Source organism: Erwinia sp. MMLR14_017 (genome assembly GCF_033657285.1).
In the GTDB taxonomy this organism is placed as follows: domain Bacteria; phylum Pseudomonadota; class Gammaproteobacteria; order Enterobacterales; family Enterobacteriaceae; genus Erwinia.
The window spans coordinates 97,829-113,468 of record NZ_JAWVWP010000006.1; the positions used below are offsets into that span (position 1 = coordinate 97,829).

17 protein-coding genes and 2 tRNA genes are annotated in these 15,640 nt (G+C 52.9%); 8 read left to right on the forward strand and 11 right to left on the reverse strand.

The features are described 5' to 3' along the window. The gene (locus SD961_RS11840) at positions 1-447 is read right to left on the reverse strand and encodes a YccF domain-containing protein (RefSeq protein WP_318790570.1); all 447 of its coding nucleotides are present in this window, start codon (positions 445-447) and stop codon (positions 1-3) included. Between the two features lie 132 nt (positions 448-579). On the opposite strand from SD961_RS11840, the gene helD reads away from it, so the two are divergent. Continuing rightward, on the forward strand, positions 580-2,634 hold the full coding sequence (helD, locus tag SD961_RS11845) for a DNA helicase IV (protein WP_318790571.1): 2,055 nt from the start codon (positions 580-582) through the stop codon (positions 2,632-2,634). Between the two features lie 22 nt (positions 2,635-2,656). Here the strand turns inward: helD and SD961_RS11850 are convergent, their stop codons facing one another. After that, complete coding sequence (locus tag SD961_RS11850; RefSeq protein WP_318790572.1) at positions 2,657-3,115, reverse strand: methylglyoxal synthase; 459 nt, start codon at positions 3,113-3,115, stop codon at positions 2,657-2,659. Between the two features lie 82 nt (positions 3,116-3,197). After that, positions 3,198-3,839 carry a DUF2057 family protein gene (locus SD961_RS11855; RefSeq protein WP_318790573.1) on the reverse strand — a complete coding sequence of 214 codons (642 nt, stop codon included), beginning with the start codon at positions 3,837-3,839 and terminating at the stop codon, positions 3,198-3,200. 187 nt (positions 3,840-4,026) lie between these two features. Between SD961_RS11855 and SD961_RS11860 the strand changes: the two genes are divergently transcribed. Beyond that, complete coding sequence (locus SD961_RS11860; protein ID WP_318790574.1) at positions 4,027-4,443, forward strand: CoA-binding protein; 417 nt, start codon at positions 4,027-4,029, stop codon at positions 4,441-4,443. Between the two features lie 61 nt (positions 4,444-4,504). On the opposite strand, the gene hspQ is transcribed toward SD961_RS11860, so the two are convergent. Together hspQ and rlmI are read right to left on the reverse strand one after the other, a co-directional pair. Continuing rightward, positions 4,505-4,822, reverse strand: coding sequence for a heat shock protein HspQ (gene hspQ / locus SD961_RS11865; RefSeq protein WP_306213208.1), 318 nt, complete (start codon positions 4,820-4,822; stop codon positions 4,505-4,507). 61 nt (positions 4,823-4,883) lie between these two features. Further along, positions 4,884-6,074, reverse strand: a complete 1,191-nt coding sequence (gene rlmI / locus SD961_RS11870; RefSeq protein WP_318790575.1) for a 23S rRNA (cytosine(1962)-C(5))-methyltransferase RlmI — start codon at positions 6,072-6,074, stop codon at positions 4,884-4,886. An 88-nt stretch (positions 6,075-6,162) separates the two neighbouring features. On the opposite strand from rlmI, the gene yccX reads away from it, so the two are divergent. Further along, entirely contained in the window at positions 6,163-6,441 is a 279-nt protein-coding gene (yccX, locus tag SD961_RS11875; protein WP_318790576.1) for an acylphosphatase, read from the forward strand. Between the two features lie 60 nt (positions 6,442-6,501). On the opposite strand, the gene tusE is transcribed toward yccX, so the two are convergent. Continuing rightward, positions 6,502-6,828: a sulfurtransferase TusE gene (tusE, locus tag SD961_RS11880; protein ID WP_306206556.1), complete on the reverse strand. Its 327-nt coding sequence runs from the start codon at positions 6,826-6,828 to the stop codon at positions 6,502-6,504. Positions 6,829-6,980: 152 nt separating this feature from the next. Further along, on the reverse strand, positions 6,981-7,637 hold the full coding sequence (gene yccA / locus SD961_RS11885) for an FtsH protease modulator YccA (RefSeq protein WP_318790577.1): 657 nt from the start codon (positions 7,635-7,637) through the stop codon (positions 6,981-6,983). A gap of 217 nt (positions 7,638-7,854) precedes the next feature. Here yccA and SD961_RS11890 point away from each other — a divergent pair. The 3 genes from SD961_RS11890 to agp all read left to right on the forward strand — a co-directional run bounded on the left by SD961_RS11890 (position 7,855) and on the right by agp (position 10,200). Then, positions 7,855-7,942, forward strand: a tRNA-Ser gene (locus SD961_RS11890). A gap of 227 nt (positions 7,943-8,169) precedes the next feature. Then, a tRNA-Ser gene (locus tag SD961_RS11895) sits at positions 8,170-8,257 on the forward strand. Between the two features lie 287 nt (positions 8,258-8,544). Next, positions 8,545-10,200 (forward strand): bifunctional glucose-1-phosphatase/inositol phosphatase, encoded by a 1,656-nt coding sequence (agp, locus tag SD961_RS11900; protein ID WP_318790578.1) that lies wholly within the window; start codon positions 8,545-8,547, stop codon positions 10,198-10,200. 135 nt (positions 10,201-10,335) lie between these two features. Here agp and SD961_RS11905 read toward each other — a convergent pair whose 3' ends face one another. From SD961_RS11905 to wrbA, 3 genes are all read right to left on the reverse strand, one after another. Then, a complete protein-coding gene (locus SD961_RS11905; protein WP_318790579.1) occupies positions 10,336-11,709 on the reverse strand; it encodes an NAD-dependent succinate-semialdehyde dehydrogenase in 1,374 nt (457 codons plus the stop codon). 171 nt (positions 11,710-11,880) lie between these two features. Further along, positions 11,881-12,111, reverse strand: coding sequence for a YccJ family protein (locus SD961_RS11910; RefSeq protein ID WP_318790580.1), 231 nt, complete (start codon positions 12,109-12,111; stop codon positions 11,881-11,883). Positions 12,112-12,123: 12 nt separating this feature from the next. Beyond that, entirely contained in the window at positions 12,124-12,723 is a 600-nt protein-coding gene (wrbA, locus tag SD961_RS11915) for an NAD(P)H:quinone oxidoreductase (protein WP_318790581.1), read from the reverse strand. A 351-nt stretch (positions 12,724-13,074) separates the two neighbouring features. Here wrbA and SD961_RS11920 point away from each other — a divergent pair, with 351 nt between their 5' ends. Then, the gene (locus SD961_RS11920; protein ID WP_318790582.1) at positions 13,075-13,263 is read left to right on the forward strand and encodes a general stress protein; all 189 of its coding nucleotides are present in this window, start codon (positions 13,075-13,077) and stop codon (positions 13,261-13,263) included. 93 nt (positions 13,264-13,356) lie between these two features. Continuing rightward, positions 13,357-14,283 (forward strand): DMT family transporter, encoded by a 927-nt coding sequence (locus SD961_RS11925; protein WP_318790583.1) that lies wholly within the window; start codon positions 13,357-13,359, stop codon positions 14,281-14,283. Here SD961_RS11925 and rutG read toward each other — a convergent pair. Then, positions 14,280-15,605 carry a pyrimidine utilization transport protein G gene (gene rutG, locus SD961_RS11930; RefSeq protein ID WP_318790584.1) on the reverse strand — a complete coding sequence of 442 codons (1,326 nt, stop codon included), beginning with the start codon at positions 15,603-15,605 and terminating at the stop codon, positions 14,280-14,282. The genes SD961_RS11925 and rutG overlap by 4 nt on opposite strands. Between the last annotated feature and the right edge of the window lie 35 nt (positions 15,606-15,640).

Below are 15,640 nucleotides of genomic sequence, written 5' to 3' on the forward strand. Positions count from 1 at the left end.
TCAGTTATACCTGCTGCGGGCGTTAGCTTCGCGTGCGGCTTGCGCCACTTCAACGCTCACTACGCGGCGACCCACGGGCCAGAGGGCAATCGCGGCGATTTTGAAATTGGCGATGCCGACCGGGATGCCAATAATCGTTATGCACTGCGCAATACCGGTCATGATATGCATTACGCACAGCCACCAGCCAAAGAAAATGACCCAGATGATATTCAGCACTGTTCCACCAGAATTCATCAACACGCTTTTTTTGCCTGGCTCCAGCTCATTCACATGCACCGCTTCGTTCCCATAAGGGAGCAAAGAGAGTTTTGTGATCTCCCAGCAGGAGCGGGTTAACGGCAGGGTGAAGATGAAGATGATGCTGACCAGAGTGGCAAAGAGCCAGGATAAGGTCGTTAAAAATCCACCCAAAACAAAATTCAGAATGTTTAAAACGGTACGCATAGGTTCGCTTCCCTTACAGTGCGCGGAACTCAATAATACAATGCGTTGATTGTAGCGCGTTTTAAGTCTGGAGCGGTACACTCCAGCCCGGTAAACTACCACAGTAAAGATAACCGCAGCCTGAGGCAGGACATGGAACTGAAAGCAACGTCGTTAGGTAAGCATCTGGCGCAACATCCCTATAATCGGGTGCGGCTGCTGACGGCAGGCGTCGAGGTGAGCGGTGAAAAGCATGAATATCTCATCCCGTTCAATCAGCTCTTAGCCATCAAATGCAAACGTGGCATGGTCTGGGGCGAGCTGGAATTTGCCCTGCCTGAGGAAAAAGTGGTGCGGCTGCATGGTACCGAATGGCAGGAAACGCAGCGTTTTTATCACTACCTGAATCAGGCCTGGCAGCAGTGGAGCGAGGAGATGAGCCAAATCTCCGCCGGAGTACTGGAGCAGCAGGTTGTCAGGTTAAAAGAGAGCGAAGGGCAGGACAAGTGGCTTAAACGGCGCGATGTAGCTGAATGGCGTAGCGAGATCCTGGAAGCGTTTTCCGCTTTGCCTCTGCCCGTCGAACGGCTGGATGATTTTGCAAACTGTCGTGAGGCCTACCGCTACTGTTTGTCCTGGCTGGAGAGCAGTGATGCTCAGCGGCAGAAACGTAACAGAGAATGGTCAGAGAAGATGGTGGCCCACTATGCTGACTTCTTCAACACGATTGAAACGTCCCCGTTAAACAGATCTCAGGCCACCGCCGTGGTTAATGGCGAAGAAGCGGTACTGGTGCTTGCGGGTGCCGGAAGTGGTAAAACGTCGGTGCTGGTGGCACGGGCAGGCTGGTTACTGCTGCGTAAGCAGGCAGCGCCCGAGCAGATCCTGCTGCTGGCATTTGGCCGTCAGGCTGCAGAAGAGATGAATGAGCGCAATGAGCAGCGACTGAACAGCGAGGGCATCCAGGCCCGTACCTTCCACTCACTGGCTTTACACATTATCCAGCAGGGCAGCAACAGATCGCCTTCAGTCAGTAAGCTGGAAACGGATACTTCACTGCGGCATAAGCTGCTGATTGAGACCTGGCGTCAGCAATGCAGTGAGAAGAAAGCTCAGGCCAATGGCTGGCGTCAGTGGTTAAAGGAGGAGCTGGAATGGGAGCTGGGGGAAGGAGATTTCTGGCAAGAGGAGCGCCTTGCCAAACGCCTCGCCAGTCGCCTTGAACGCTGGCTGGGGCTGATGCGTATGCATGGCGGTGCCCAGGCCGCGATGATTGACTCTGCACCCGAAGAGGTGCGCGAGCTCTTCTCAAAACGGGTCAAATTAATGGCCCCGCTGTTAAAGGCGTGGAAAAACGCGCTAAAAGAGGAAGGCGCGGTAGATTTCTCCGGGCTGATCCATCAGGCGGTCAATATTCTGGATAAAGGCCGGTTTATCAGTCCGTGGAAACACATTTTAGTGGATGAGTTTCAGGACATCTCTCCGCAACGGGCGCTGCTGCTGAGCGCGCTGAGAAGGCAAAATAAACAAACCTCACTGTTTGCCGTGGGGGACGACTGGCAGGCAATTTACCGCTTCAGCGGAGCAGAGATGACGTTGACCACGGCATTTCACCACCATTTTGGCGAAGGGGACCGCTGCGTACTCGACACCACCTATCGCTTCAACGATCGCATTGGTGAGATTGCTAATACCTTTGTGCAGAGCAACCCCTATCAGCTTAAAAAGCCGCTCAACAGTCTGAGCAAAGGCAATAAAAAGTCGATCTCACTGCTTCCTGAAGCGCAACTGGAGGCGCTGCTGAATAAAATCAGCGGCTACGCAACAGCCGATGAGCGGGTCCTTTTACTGGCACGATATCATTATTTGCGCCCGGCGCTGCTGGAAAAAGCCAAAACGCGCTGGCCTAAACTGAAGCTGGATTTCTCTACCATCCATGCCAGTAAAGGGCAGCAGGCAGATTATGTGGTGTTGCTGGGGCTTCAGGCGGGGAAGGAGGGTTTTCCTGCAGCGGCAAGAGAATCGGTGATGGAGCAGGCTTTATTGCCTCAGCCAGAAACCTTCCCCGATGCTGAGGAGCGCAGACTCGCCTATGTCGCAATGACCCGCGCTAAACAGCAGGTCTGGCTGCTCTTTGATAAAGAGAATCCGTCAGGATTTGTTGAGGAGATTAAGCAATTGGGCGTCCCGGTTCTGCGAAAGCCATAAAAAAGAGCGTGCAGGCGCACGCTTATTTCAGTCTTTCCTGCAAGTAGCGTTGATAGTCGGGAATAATAATATCGACAGGCTCAGCGAACAGCGGGGAATGGATAATAAAATCGGCCGTTGCGCGGTTGGTGGCTACAGGGATATTCCATACGGTAGCCAGCCGGAGCAGCGCTTTGACATCGGGATCGTGCGGAACCGCGTTTAACGGGTCCCAGAAAAAGAAGAGCACATCGATTTTGCCTTCTGATATCAGTGCGCCAACCTGCTGGTCGCCGCCCATAGGGCCACTCAGCATAGCGGTTACAGGCAGGCCAGTAGCGCGCTGAATCAGGTTACCGGTAGTGCCGGTTGCGTAAAGCGTATGCGCCTGCAGCACATTTTTATGGATATCGACCCACTGCATCAGCGAGGTTTTACAATGATCGTGCGCCACCAGCGCAATATGTTTTTTTTCCTGAATCCTGCGAGTTGTTTGATCCATGCCTGCTTCCTGATTTCACCACAAACCAATAGGGAACTGCCCGATAAAGCCAGTCGAGTTTAGGCTGAAAGGGGAGAGGACATCAACTGGTACGCAACGCGCGCATTAACATAACAAAGCGTTGACGGGTGGCGGAATCAACCTGCTGATACCAGAGTTGCAGGATACGGCTGCCCGGAAGGTTGCCGTTGGCGAAATCCTGTCCCTCACTACCGGAGGATGTGCCAGAGGTATGCAGCTGGGCAAAACGAGGCACGGAAGCGACGTTGCCTTTCAGGTTGTAAATCACCATCACCTGTTCGTAATTGGTTCCGGGCTTTGTCAGCAGACGATCTTGTTGACTCTCAATCACCGCACCATGCTCATTTAAAAGCTGAAATTCAGGATGCTTATCGAACGCTTTTCCCTGTGCAACCGTGGTTAACGGGGGAAGGGTGATAGTAATCGCTCTGGCCCGGGTGGTAAAAGTAACGATCAGGGGAGAGGAGCTCCACGATGTGCTCTTCTGCGCATCTTTATTCAGACTTTTTTCGACGCGAAACAGCAGCTGATGCTCTCCCTGCTCAAGTTCGAGTCCTTCGGCACCTTTCAGTAACGAACCGGAAATTTTACGGCCGTCCAGCACCAGCAGGTCAATATCAGAGGCAAGCTTCAGCGTGGTTGCATGGGCAGTTGCCGCAACCAGCAGAGCCATAACGCCTGCAATGACCAAACGCAGCTTCATTCTTTCTCCAGAGGGGCAGGGACGCGATAACAACGAGTGTATCAAAGTCTTTCAGTATTGCAGAATATTAACATTTTAACATATTTATTCGTGCTGTATCTCAAGGATTTGTCATCTTCAGGGGAATTAATCTGGCATTGCCTGAAACCGGCATACACTGGATTATCCGTCCTGAAAGGAGAAGTGTATGCACGACCAAATAATTGCTGATGTCCTTAACACCACCCGCCATATTGCTTTGGTAGGCGCCAGCGAAAAACCTGGCAGAGCCAGTCATGGGGTGATGGCCTATCTGCTGGCGCAGGGATACAAAGTCACGCCAGTCAGCCCAAAACTGGCCGGGCAGACTCTGCTGGGACAGCAGGTCTATGCGAAGCTTGAAGATATTCCTGAGCCCATCGATATGGTTGACGTATTCCGTAACTCCGAAGCAGCCTGGGGAGTGGCACAGGAGGCAATAGCCGTAGGTGCAAAGTCACTCTGGCTACAGATTGGCGTCATTAATGAGCAGGCGGCGGTGCTGGCGAGAGAGGCTGGGTTGCAGGTGGTGATGGATCGTTGTCCAAAAATTGAGATACCGCGTCTGGGGCTGAATAAAAGGTAAAAAAGCTCGTCCGGGGCGGCAAAAAAGGGAAAAAAAACCCCGCATAGCGGGGATTTTATATTTAATTTCTCAGACGCGGTGCCTGAAGCTGTTCACGGATTGAAGCAGCGAGTTCGTCCATTGAGGGTTGCTCGGGATGATCGCCGGGCAATTCCCAGGATAACTGTGCTTCTGCCAGATAAGTATGAACAGTTTCCCCCGCCTCATTTTCCATTACGACGTGATACCAGGGCGCATCCCGCAGCGATTCGCTGCCAGCTACGTCGTCAATTTCCGGATCGTCTAAAGAGTATTCCGGGTCGACATCTACTATCACGCCAAGGAAACCGTGCAGCTTATGCCGCACCTGCTGACCGAGTCCAAATTTGCTGGCTATCATCGTGACCTCCTGATAAACATTGCTCTGCTACCAAAGTGGGGGCAGAAACGGCGTTTTCAAGTCACAGTACGCGGCAGGCAAACCCTTTCAGGTACAGCCCTTCCGGGTAGCTGGCGATCACCGGATGATCGCCCGCCTGCCGGAACTGCTCAATAAATTGTACATCACGCTGGGCATCCAGCGCGGCGTCGGCGATGATTTTCTGAAATAAATCAGTTGGCATCAGACCAGAGCAGGAGAAAGTCAGCAGCATGCCGTTCGGGTTAAGCAGCTGCATCGCCAGCATATTGATATCTTTATAACCCCGGCAGGCACCGGCCAGCTGATTTTTATTTTCCACAAATTTCGGCGGATCCATCACGATCAGATCGAATTTCTCTCCGCTGTCGCGGTAACGACGAAGCAGCTTAAATACATCATCGCGCAAAAATTCTGCTTTCGATAAATCCAGCCCGTTCAGCTCTACGTTCTGGCGGGCGACATCCAGCGCGCCCTGTGAGGTATCCACGCTGATAACTTGCTTACATCCTCCCATCAGGGCGGATACGGCAAACCCGCCGGTGTAAGAAAAGCAGTTCAGTACGCGGCGGTCTTTGGCGTAACGGCGGGTCGCCAGGCGGCTGTCGCGCTGATCCAGATAGTAGCCAGTTTTGTGGCCGCTCTGGATATCAACCAGCAGCTTCATACCCTGTTCGGAAATCGGCAGCAGCTCTGGCGGCGTCTCACCCAGCACCACGCCCTGAACCAGCTCAAGGCCCTCTTTCTTACGAACGGCCACATCGGAGCGATCGTAAATGGCACAATCCGGATAACAGTGCTGCAGAGCAGCCATCAACGCAGCGCGCTGATATTCTGCCCCCGCTGACAGCAGTTGAAGAACCAGATAATTATCGTAGCGGTCAATAGTAATCCCCGGTAAGCCATCGGACTCACCGGCAATCAGACGATAGCTGTCAAGATCGTCACGCTCAGCGAGCCAGTCACGTAGCGGCTGTGCTGCCTGCAGACGACGGATAAAGAAGTCGACATCAATCGACTCATCCTGTTCCCAGCTCCAGACGCGGGCACGGATCTGCGATTCAGGGGACCAGGCAGCGCGCGCCAGCCAGGTTCCCTGGCTGTCACAAACATCTATAGTTTCACCCGAGTGGGCCTTTCCTTCCAGGCGGGCAACCGCACCAGAGAAGATCCAGGGATGACGACGGAGTAAGGACTTTTCACGTCCTTTGGCAAGAATCAAACGAGCAGTCATATTTGCTATGCTTAAAGTCAGAAAAACAGAGGTTATTGTCCGGTGCAAGCCGGTAAATTGCAATCTGCGTCAACATCGGAGAGAAAATATGACTACTGTCTGCGTAAGAGCCTGGGTACATGGCACAGTTCAGGGCGTAGGATTTCGCTACAGCACTCAGCGTCAGGCGAAGGAACTGGGCGTAAAAGGTTACGCTAAAAATCTGGACGATGGCAGCGTGGAAGTGCTGGCCTGCGGCGAGGAAAAAGAGGTAAAGGCGCTGATTAGCTGGCTGAAAGAAGGCGGCCCCCGAAGCGCAAATGTTGAAAAAGTGCTTGAAGAGCCACACAAACCGCGGGAAATGCCGGACAGATTTACCACTGGTTAAATCGGAAAGACTTTGCCCTGAAGGGAGTAAAATGTACTTATCAGGTCCGTGTTGAAAAGTTCAGAGGCATTTTGCAGGCTTGGGCAGACCCGCAATTTTGGTAGCCTGTTTGGCGGGACCTTTGGGGAAAAGACGGAACAGGTAACGACTGTTGCCTTTTTCCTCGCCATATTTTTGCGCCATAGCTTTAACCAGCATGCGGACTGCCGGAGAGGTATTGAATTCCAGATAGAAAGCGCGAACAAAACGCACTACTTCCCAGTGAGCCTCTGTCAGCTCAATGGCCTCTTCTTCGGCCAACTGAGGCGCCATCTCTTCACACCAGTCCGCAGTGGATTTCAGATAACCCTGTGCATCACGTTCAATTTCTTTGCCCTGAAATAACACTTTATTGCCTCTGTTGTTTTACTCAGCGCCCTAGTTTAGCAAAGGGTTTTATTAGCTGGATAGTCCCGGCGACAGGAATGATAAAACGAGCCTGAACGTGACACAAAAAAAGCCCCGCAGAGGCGGGGCTTTTTTTGTGTATAAAGCACGGTTTAGTTGCTGCGAGACATACCCAGGATGCTGAGCAGGCTGACAAAGATGTTATAGATCGAAACATACAGGCTGACCGTGGCGCGAATATAGTTGGTTTCACCACCGTGGATAATGTTACTGGTTTCCCACAGGATAGCCCCTGATGAGAACAGGATAAACATCACGCTGATGGCCATATGCAGTGCCGGAATATTAAGGAACAGGTTGGCCACTACAGAAACCAACAGAACCACAAAACCGGCCATCATCATGCCGCCGAGGAACGACATATCCTTGCGGGTGGTCAGTACATAGGCTGAACAGCTAAAGAACACCAGCGCCGTGCCGCCCAATGCCAGACCAATGACATCTCCCATGCCCGCCGAGAGTAACGAGTTGAGCATCGGCCCCAGACAGTAACCGAGGAAACCGGTAAAGGCGAAGGCCGCCAGAATACCGCCAGGGCTGTCAGCCAGACGGTAGGTCAGGAACATCAGCCCATAAAAACCAGCCAGCATCAGAATAAAACCGGGTGCGGGCAGGGCGAAAACGGTACTCAGGGTTGCGGTTACGGCGGAGAAGGCCAGCGTCAGCCCCAGCAGGAAATAGGTATTGCGCAGCACCTTGTGGGTCGTAATTAACGAACTGCTGCGGGTACTTGAAACAATGCGATCCATAAAAATGCCTCTCAGGGTCACCAATTTACCTGTGAGAATAAGGAGCGCAACGAAGCGGGGGAAGGCGTTTTACCCTTCTTTACGCGGTCAGCTGCTTTTTCTGTGAGCGGGATGGTGATATTAACAGCAAATAAACCCTGTTCGCTGCTTTTTCAGGCAACCGATCCAAAACAGACTTTACATCGCCTGGGAGGATGTTTATAGTTCGCCTCATTGTGGAGGGGTGGCCGAGTGGCTGAAGGCACCGGTCTTGAAAACCGGCGACGGGAAACCGTTCCAGAGTTCGAATCTCTGCCTCTCCACCATCTAATTCGACGGGTCAGCATAAGCTGGCCCGTTTTGCTATGTGCGGTAAAAACAGCGCCACAGGCGAAGCTGTCAACTTTTCCCTGTGGGTTGGATAAAAGTGCATCGATTCAACAAAATAGCTAAAAATAGTCTTGGCAAAGCCAACGGCATCCCCTATACTGCGCGCCATCAGTTGTTCAGGAAGCGTCAGCTACTTCCCGATAACAACAGCTGGTAACAGCGTGGAGGGGTGGCCGAGTGGCTGAAGGCACCGGTCTTGAAAACCGGCGACGGGAAACCGTTCCAGAGTTCGAATCTCTGCCTCTCCACCATCAAATTCGACGGGTCAGCGTAAGCTGGCCCGTTTTGCTTTGTCTCTTTCCTGCCCGTTATCGCTGTCTACTCCTTGCAGGTTAAGCATTCCGAAAAAACATATCGTTTCTTTTCAATCTCCTGATGCGACTGAACGTCAAAGGCGATACTCTGCTATATTCTCAGCACCAATGCCCATGCCTGGCTCCTTTTTCAGGCGCCGTCGCGAACGCCGTTGCGAACCTTTTTCCAACCGCATCGCCATTTTACGGCCGGGTGCTTTACCCTTGAATCAATGGAAAAACACATGATTAAAAAGTTTAGTCTTTGCGCGTTAGCAGTCTGCTCGGCAGTGACCGGGACCTCAGCCTACGCTGCTGACGACGATTACCAGCTTGAGCAAGTGTTAATGATGAGCCGCCACAACCTGCGTGCGCCGCTGGCCGATAATGGCAGCGTTCTGGCGCAGTCCAGCAAAAAGGCCTGGCCAAAATGGGACGTACCGGGTGGGCAGTTAACAACTAAAGGTGGCGTGCTGGAAGTCTATATGGGCCGCTATACCCGTGAATGGCTGGCTCAGCAGGGGCTGGTGAAACAGGATGTTTGCCCGACTTCTGACGAAGTTTACGCTTATGCCAACAGCCTGCAACGCACGGTAGCTACGGCTCAGTTCTTTATTACCGGTGCTTTCCCTGGCTGCGATATTCCTGTCTCGCATCAGGATGAGATGGGCACGATGGACCCGGTGTTTAATCCGGTCATTACTGACGGTAGCGAAACCTTTAATAAACAGGCGTTGACGGCAATGAACGGCGCAGGTGAGAAGCTGGCTCTGAAACCCGCCTTCCAGCGTCTTGAAAAGATCATCGATTACAAAAACGCCCCGGCCTGTGACGGTAAGAAACAGTGCGATCTCTCCAGCGACAATCAAAACAAATTCAGTGCTGAGAATGGCAAAGAGCCTAACGTCTCTGGCCCACTGAAAGTGGGCAACTCGCTGGTTGATGCCTTCACTCTGCAATATTATGAAGGTATGCCGCTGGATCAGGTTGCCTGGGGCCAGATCAAAACGCCTGAGCAGTGGAAAGAACTCTCTGCCATTAAAAATGGCTATCAGGATACGCTGTTCACCTCGCCAGAAGTGGCGCGTGATATAGCGGCTCCGCTGGTTGACTACATTCGCAGTATGCTGGTGGATGAAGATAAAGCCAGCGCGCCTAAGGTAACCCTGATGGTTGGCCATGATTCCAACATCGCTTCACTGCTGACAGCGTTAGATTTCAAGCCTTACACTTTGCCAGGACAGAATGAGCGCACGCCTATTGGCGGGATGATCCAGTTCCAGCGCTGGCATGACAAGAAAAACGATCGTGAGCTGGTCAAAGTCGAATATGTTTATCAGAGCAGCGAACAGTTACGTGATGCCACGCCACTTTCGCTGGATACACCACCTGAGCGTGTCACGCTGCAAATGAACGGTTGCCCAACGGATGCCAACGGTTTCTGCTCATGGGATCAGTTTACTCAGGTACTGAATAAAGCGATTCAGGGCACGCCAATGGCCGTCAGTGCCGCGCAGCCAGCCACTGCGCCTGCAGCGACACAGACCAGCGAACCGGCCGCAGATAAAGTAGCGGCGGCAAAGGTCGCTGCTGACAAAGCTGCTGCGGATAAAGCTGCACAGGCTAAAGCCTCGGCAGAAAAAGCCGCTGCAGATAAAGCAGCAGCAGAGCAGGCTGCAAAAACGAAAGCGGAAGCGGACAAAGCGGCTGCCGGCCAGGCTGCGAAAGAGAAAGCTGGCGTTGATAAGGTGGCTGCGGAGAACGCAGTAAGCGAAAAAGCTGCTGACGCGAAGAAAACTTCTGCTGCAGAGCCAAAGAGCGATGCCGCTCCGGCAACTGCTGATGCAGATAAAGCTGACAGCAGCAAAAATGCTGCTGCAGGCAACAGTGAAGCGAAATAACTGACAGCCTGAGGAATCATTAAAACCGCCCAGCTCTGGGGCGGTTTTTTACCTCAGCTTCAGCCCTCAGCAGCACGCCATTTTTATGACATAAAAAAAGCGGAGCAGGGCGCTCCGCTTTTTCTTTACTGATGATTAATCGGCGCTGATAACCACCAGCTTCTGATTCACAAACTCTTTAATACCCAAATCAGAAAGCTCGCGACCGTAACCGGAACGCTTCACGCCACCAAACGGCAGTTCGGCCGCAGTATCGCTGGCAGAGTTGATATAAACCATACCGGTTTCAATACGCGAGGCGAGACTCTTACCGCGCTCGATATTCTGCGTAAATACCGCACCGCCCAGGCCATAGTGAGAATCGTTGGCGAGTTTTACCACTTCCTCATCATCTTTAACCACATAGACCTGTGCAACCGGACCGAAGAACTCTTCAAAATAAGCCGGATTATCGCGGGTAATGCCGGTGAGGATCGTTGGCTCATAGAAACAGCCTTCACCCTCAACAACTTTCCCACCCAGATGCAGCTTCGCACCTTTCGCCACAGCCTGATCAACCTGTTTCACCAGCGTATCGCGGGCAGAAGAGGAAGAGAGCGGGCCAAGCGTGGTCGTTTCATCCAGCGGATCGCCCGTTTTGATTTCGCGGAACGCCTGGCTGAATTTCTCCAGGAACGCATCGGCTACTTTCTCATGCACGATAAAGCGCTTGGCAGCGGTACAAACCTGTCCGCAGTTGCTGAGACGGGCAGCGGCGCCAGCCTTCACGGCTTTATCCAGATCGCAGTCATCCAGCACCACAAAAACATCATTGCCGCCAAGCTCCAGCGTGGTTTTCTTGAGGTATTTGCCAGCCTGCTGTGCCACGGCGCTGCCTGCACGTTCGGAACCGGTGAGGGCTGCCCCCTGTACCCGATCGTCAGCTATCAGGGCAGCAATTTGATCGTTGCTGACGAAAAGATTGGTCCAGGCACCTTTTGGCGCGCCAGCTTCTGTTACCAGCTCTTCAAACAGCGTGGCGCAGTGTGGTACGTTGGCTGCATGCTTGGCCAGTACCGGATTACCCGCTGCCAGATTGGGCGCCAGCACGCGCATCAACTGGTAGAAAGGGAAATTCCAGGGTTCAACCGCCACCAGCACGCCAATCGGATGATTCTCTACCCATGCTTCACCCAGATCGCTTGGATAGCGCGTCGGTGCAAGAAAACGCTCTGCGTTTTCAGCGTAGTAGCGGGCAATCTGCGCGCAAAGTTTTACTTCTCCGCGGCTCTGATTGATCAGTTTACCCATCTCGACGCTGGCCGCTTTTGCCAGCTCATCAACGCGCCCATCAATCAGATCGGCAAGCTTTTTCAGCACCTGCACACGGGGCTGGATCGGGCCTTTAGACCAGGCTGAATGATAAAGGTCGTCAGCAGTTTTCAGCGCCTGCTCAACCTGTTGTTCATTGTGGTCCGGCCAGGTTTTAATCAACTTATTAGTTGCGGGATTTATTGTCTGATAAGACATAGTTCGCTCCTTGGTGTAATCGGCCTGGCGTTCAGGCAAAAAGAAAGATGGCTAAAGCCTGGTAGAGAACCTGTAATTTCACAACGTTACCGTCTGGGCTGATCGGCGTTTTTCTGGCGCTTAAAACGGCAAAAAGGGCGGAATAACCGCCCTTTTTGTCAAATTTACCTGTTAAACGTTTTTGCGTTCAACCGGGATGCTGTCCCAGGTCAGCACATCTTTGTCGGTTTTATCAAAGGCGCGAAGAAGAACTTCATCACTTCCCTGCTGTTCCCAAATGCCCTCTGCTACCTTTTCATCATAATCGGCCACTTCAAAAATGGCCTCAGCAATCTCAGGGGAAGTATTCCGCAGGGTTGCCCATTCGCCTACACGATGCTCTTTAGATTGTTGCGTTGCCATAATGATCTCCTGTTATGAATTAAGCTTAACGGCCAGTCCGGCGACATATTCACCCTGGTAACGAGCGATATTCAGCTCCGCTTCACTGGGCTGACGGGAACCATCGCCGCCGGCGATCGTCGTTGCGCCGTAAGGGGTTCCACCCTGTACTTGTGAAACATCAAAAAGTTCTTTGGTACCATAACCAATCGGCACGATAAGCATGCCGTGGTGCGCCAGCGTGGTCCAGGTGGAAGAGATTGTATGTTCCTGGCCTCCTCCCGTACCGGTTGAAGCGAAAACGCTGGCGAGTTTGCCGTGCAGCGCGCCTGAAGCCCAAAGGCCTCCGGTCCGGTCAAGGAAGGTGCGCATCTGTCCGGCCATATTGCCAAAACGGGTGGGGGTGCCGAAGATAATCGCATCATATTGCGGCAGTTCATCGGGCGTCGCTTCCAGTGCAGCCTGATGCGTTTTACCCCCTACCTGAGCGAAACGTTCTGCATCCATTGTTTCGGGAACGCGTTTGATCGTGACTTCCGCACCGTTAACGCGACCAGCGCCTTCGGCTATCGCGTTTGCCATGGTTTCAATATGCCCATACATGGAATAGTAAAGCACAAGAATTTTCGCCATCAGTTCCCTCGCTAACGTCATTGGTGCATAAATGGCTTGTAAGCCTTTGAGAGAGTATAGAAGAGGGTTGCCGCCTCTGCAGAAGGATGCCGTCCATTTGCCTGAAAGCTGAGCAGAGGGGCGTTCGTGAATAATAAAAATATTAGCGGTAATAATATTATTCATCAGAGGGTTTGGCGCTTTTCACCACAGCATAAGCACGCTTTCCCGTATAATTTCTTAGCACGTCAGTGCGGATAATCTATGCTTATTCACTTGGCAGAGCGTCCCGCACGCTTCTGTTTTGAAGCGGTCTGAACGATAATGGCCGTGCTAATGCAGTATGATTTCTTAACTATCTGGAGGGTTGAAATGGCTGAACATCGTGGTGGATCGGGAAATTTCGCTGAAGATCGTAAAAGAGCATCAGAAGCAGGGCGCAAAGGGGGCAAAGCCAGCGGGGGAAATTTCAAAAATGACCCTCAGCGCGCTTCTCTTGCGGGTGAAAAAGGAGGGCGTAACAGCCGGGGAAGTCGCACTAAATCTTCCGATAATGCATAACGCCTTCTGAAACCGCCGGTTTTTCCGGCGGTACGTCTGGACACTCTCCCTCTTGCCCGGCACACTGACGCTAAATTCCGATCTGAGCCTGCTATGTCTGCCTTACTCTCCCGCTATAAATTTGCTTTTTCGCCGCAGGAAATCATTCTGATTGTCATCACCATGATCTGGGGCGGTACCTTTCTGGCCGTACATCATGCAATGAGTGTCAGTGGTCCATTCTTTTTTGTCGGCGTGCGTTTTGCAACGGCTGCGCTGTTGCTGGGCGCAGTATCCTGGCGGTCGTTACGAGGCATTACATGGCAGGAAATTAAGGCAGGCGCCCTGATTGGGGCCGCTATCGGCTGTGGTTATGGGCTGCAAACTTACGGCATGCAAACAATCACCAGCAGTAAATCCGCTTTTCTGACCGCTCTTTATGTCCCCCTGGTCCCGCTGCTTCAGTGGTTCTTTCTTGGGCGGCTGCCGGGAGTGATGTCATGGATTGGCGTGGCGTTGGCCTTTGCCGGGCTGATGCTGCTGGCTGGCCCCGAGGGCGACTCGCTGGCTTTTGGGGCAGGTGAATTGGCTACCCTGCTGAGTACGTTGGCTATCGCAGCAGAAATCATTTTAATTAGCGCCAGTGCCGGCAAGGTAGACGTTAAAAGAGTGACCGTGGTCCAGTTGGGCTTTGCATCGTTACTGGCTTTCATGCTGATGGTGCCAAACGGCGAAACCCTGCCGTTATTTTCGCCTTATTTACTTGTCAGCGCCGTTGGACTGGGCATTGCCAGTGCGATTATTCAGGTCACCATGAACTGGGCACAGCGAAGCGTTTCTCCCACACGGGCTACGGTTATCTATGCAGGTGAACCGGTATGGGCGGGTATTGTGGGTAGAATAGCGGGTGAACGTCTTCCGGGAGCGGCGCTGCTGGGCGGAGCGCTTATCGTTCTGGGCGTGCTGATAAGCGAGTTGAAGCTGAAGCGCAAACAAAAGGCGAAGGACCAGCCTTCGCCTGATGACGTAAAGGTAAACTAGTTATCCTGATGCACCACGCCACTGCTGTTCAGCGCGGCAGTGCGACGGGTCAGAATAGCATTGAGGATAATGGCGCCAAAGGTCGCCGTACCAATGCCTCCCATGGTGAAACTACCGATTTTCAGGGCGAAATCCCCAGCCCCTAACACCAGCGTGACCGCAACCATAATCAGGTTGTTGTTCTGCCCCAAATCGACATTGTTTTGCACCCAAATCCTTGCGCCAGCCACTGCAATCAGTCCGAACACCACAATGGATGCGCCGCCGATGACCGGCGCGGGGATGGTATGGATTAACGCACCAAATTTTGGTGAGAAGCCCAGCAGAATGGCGATTACCGCGGCCGCCACAAAGACCAGCGTGGAGTAAACTTTCGTCACCGCCATCACACCGATATTCTCGGCATAAGTGGTGACGCCACTGCCGCCCACGCCGCCAGAAAGCATCGTTGCCAGACCATCACCCACAAATGCGCGTCCCATATAGGGATCAAGGTTTTTACCCGTCATTCCGGCTACGGCTTTAATATGTCCAAGATTTTCTGCCACGAGGATCACTGCAACCGGCGCAATCAGAAACATGGCATGCGAGTCGAAGAGTGGCGAGGTGGTGGTAGGGAAGCCCAGCCAGGGCGCGGCGGCAAGCAGGCTAAAATCTACCGCTTTGCCCAAACCCAGACCAGTGGTCAACAGGGCATAAATCGCACAGGCCACGATCAGTCCGACAAGAATCAGCAGGCGCTGTACCATGCCTCGGGTGAAAACGGCGACAATACCGATACAGAGCACGGTCATTACCGCCATCCAGCTGTCGAACATAGAGGCGGAAACGCTGCGTACCGCAATCGGCGCCAGGTTCAGCCCGATAGCCATTACCACGGCTCCCGTCACCACTGGCGGCATCAGCTTTTCAATCCAGCGGGTACCCACTTTCATCACCACAAAGCCGATCAGCATGTAGAGCAGACCGCATGCAATAATCCCGCCCAGCGCCACGCCGAGATGGGGATTGATCCCCTGGCCATTGAAACCGGTAACCGCAATAACCACACCGACAAATGCTGCGCTGGACCCCAGATAGCTCGGCACTCGTCCGCCAGTAATCAGGAAGAACAGCAGCGTCCCCACACCCGACATCAGAATAGAAAGATTGGGATCAAGCCCCATCAGTAACGGCATCAGCACCGTGGCACCAAACATCGCCACCGCGTGCTGAAGCCCCATAATCACCGTTTGTCCCAGCGGTAATGTTTCATCCGGCGCCACTATACCCTGCGCCGTTGCGGACTGTTTACGCCATTGAGGAAACCAGGAACTCGCCATCGTCTTCTCCAAAAGAAGTGAATAAAGCATTAACC

Bases quoted from the DNA above. Each gene is read 5' to 3' on its own strand.
- helD (WP_318790571.1), top strand. From the start codon at position 580: ATGGAACTGAAAGCAACGTCGTTAGGTAAGCATCTGGCGCAACATCCC.
- yccX (WP_318790576.1), top strand. From the start codon at position 6,163: ATGACTACTGTCTGCGTAAGAGCCTGGGTACATGGCACAGTTCAGGGC.
- SD961_RS11910 (WP_318790580.1), bottom strand. From the start codon at position 12,111: ATGGCAACGCAACAATCTAAAGAGCATCGTGTAGGCGAATGGGCAACC.
- SD961_RS11850 (WP_318790572.1), bottom strand. From the start codon at position 3,115: ATGGATCAAACAACTCGCAGGATTCAGGAAAAAAAACATATTGCGCTG.
- SD961_RS11925 (WP_318790583.1), top strand. From the start codon at position 13,357: ATGTCTGCCTTACTCTCCCGCTATAAATTTGCTTTTTCGCCGCAGGAA.
- yccA (WP_318790577.1), bottom strand. From the start codon at position 7,637: ATGGATCGCATTGTTTCAAGTACCCGCAGCAGTTCGTTAATTACGACC.
- hspQ (WP_306213208.1), bottom strand. From the start codon at position 4,822: ATGATAGCCAGCAAATTTGGACTCGGTCAGCAGGTGCGGCATAAGCTG.
- SD961_RS11855 (WP_318790573.1), bottom strand. From the start codon at position 3,839: ATGAAGCTGCGTTTGGTCATTGCAGGCGTTATGGCTCTGCTGGTTGCG.
- SD961_RS11860 (WP_318790574.1), top strand. From the start codon at position 4,027: ATGCACGACCAAATAATTGCTGATGTCCTTAACACCACCCGCCATATT.
- SD961_RS11905 (WP_318790579.1), bottom strand. From the start codon at position 11,709: ATGTCTTATCAGACAATAAATCCCGCAACTAATAAGTTGATTAAAACC.
- agp (WP_318790578.1), top strand. From the start codon at position 8,545: ATGATTAAAAAGTTTAGTCTTTGCGCGTTAGCAGTCTGCTCGGCAGTG.
- SD961_RS11920 (WP_318790582.1), top strand. From the start codon at position 13,075: ATGGCTGAACATCGTGGTGGATCGGGAAATTTCGCTGAAGATCGTAAA.
- rlmI (WP_318790575.1), bottom strand. From the start codon at position 6,074: ATGACTGCTCGTTTGATTCTTGCCAAAGGACGTGAAAAGTCCTTACTC.
- wrbA (WP_318790581.1), bottom strand. From the start codon at position 12,723: ATGGCGAAAATTCTTGTGCTTTACTATTCCATGTATGGGCATATTGAA.
- SD961_RS11840 (WP_318790570.1), bottom strand. From the start codon at position 447: ATGCGTACCGTTTTAAACATTCTGAATTTTGTTTTGGGTGGATTTTTA.
- rutG (WP_318790584.1), bottom strand. From the start codon at position 15,605: ATGGCGAGTTCCTGGTTTCCTCAATGGCGTAAACAGTCCGCAACGGCG.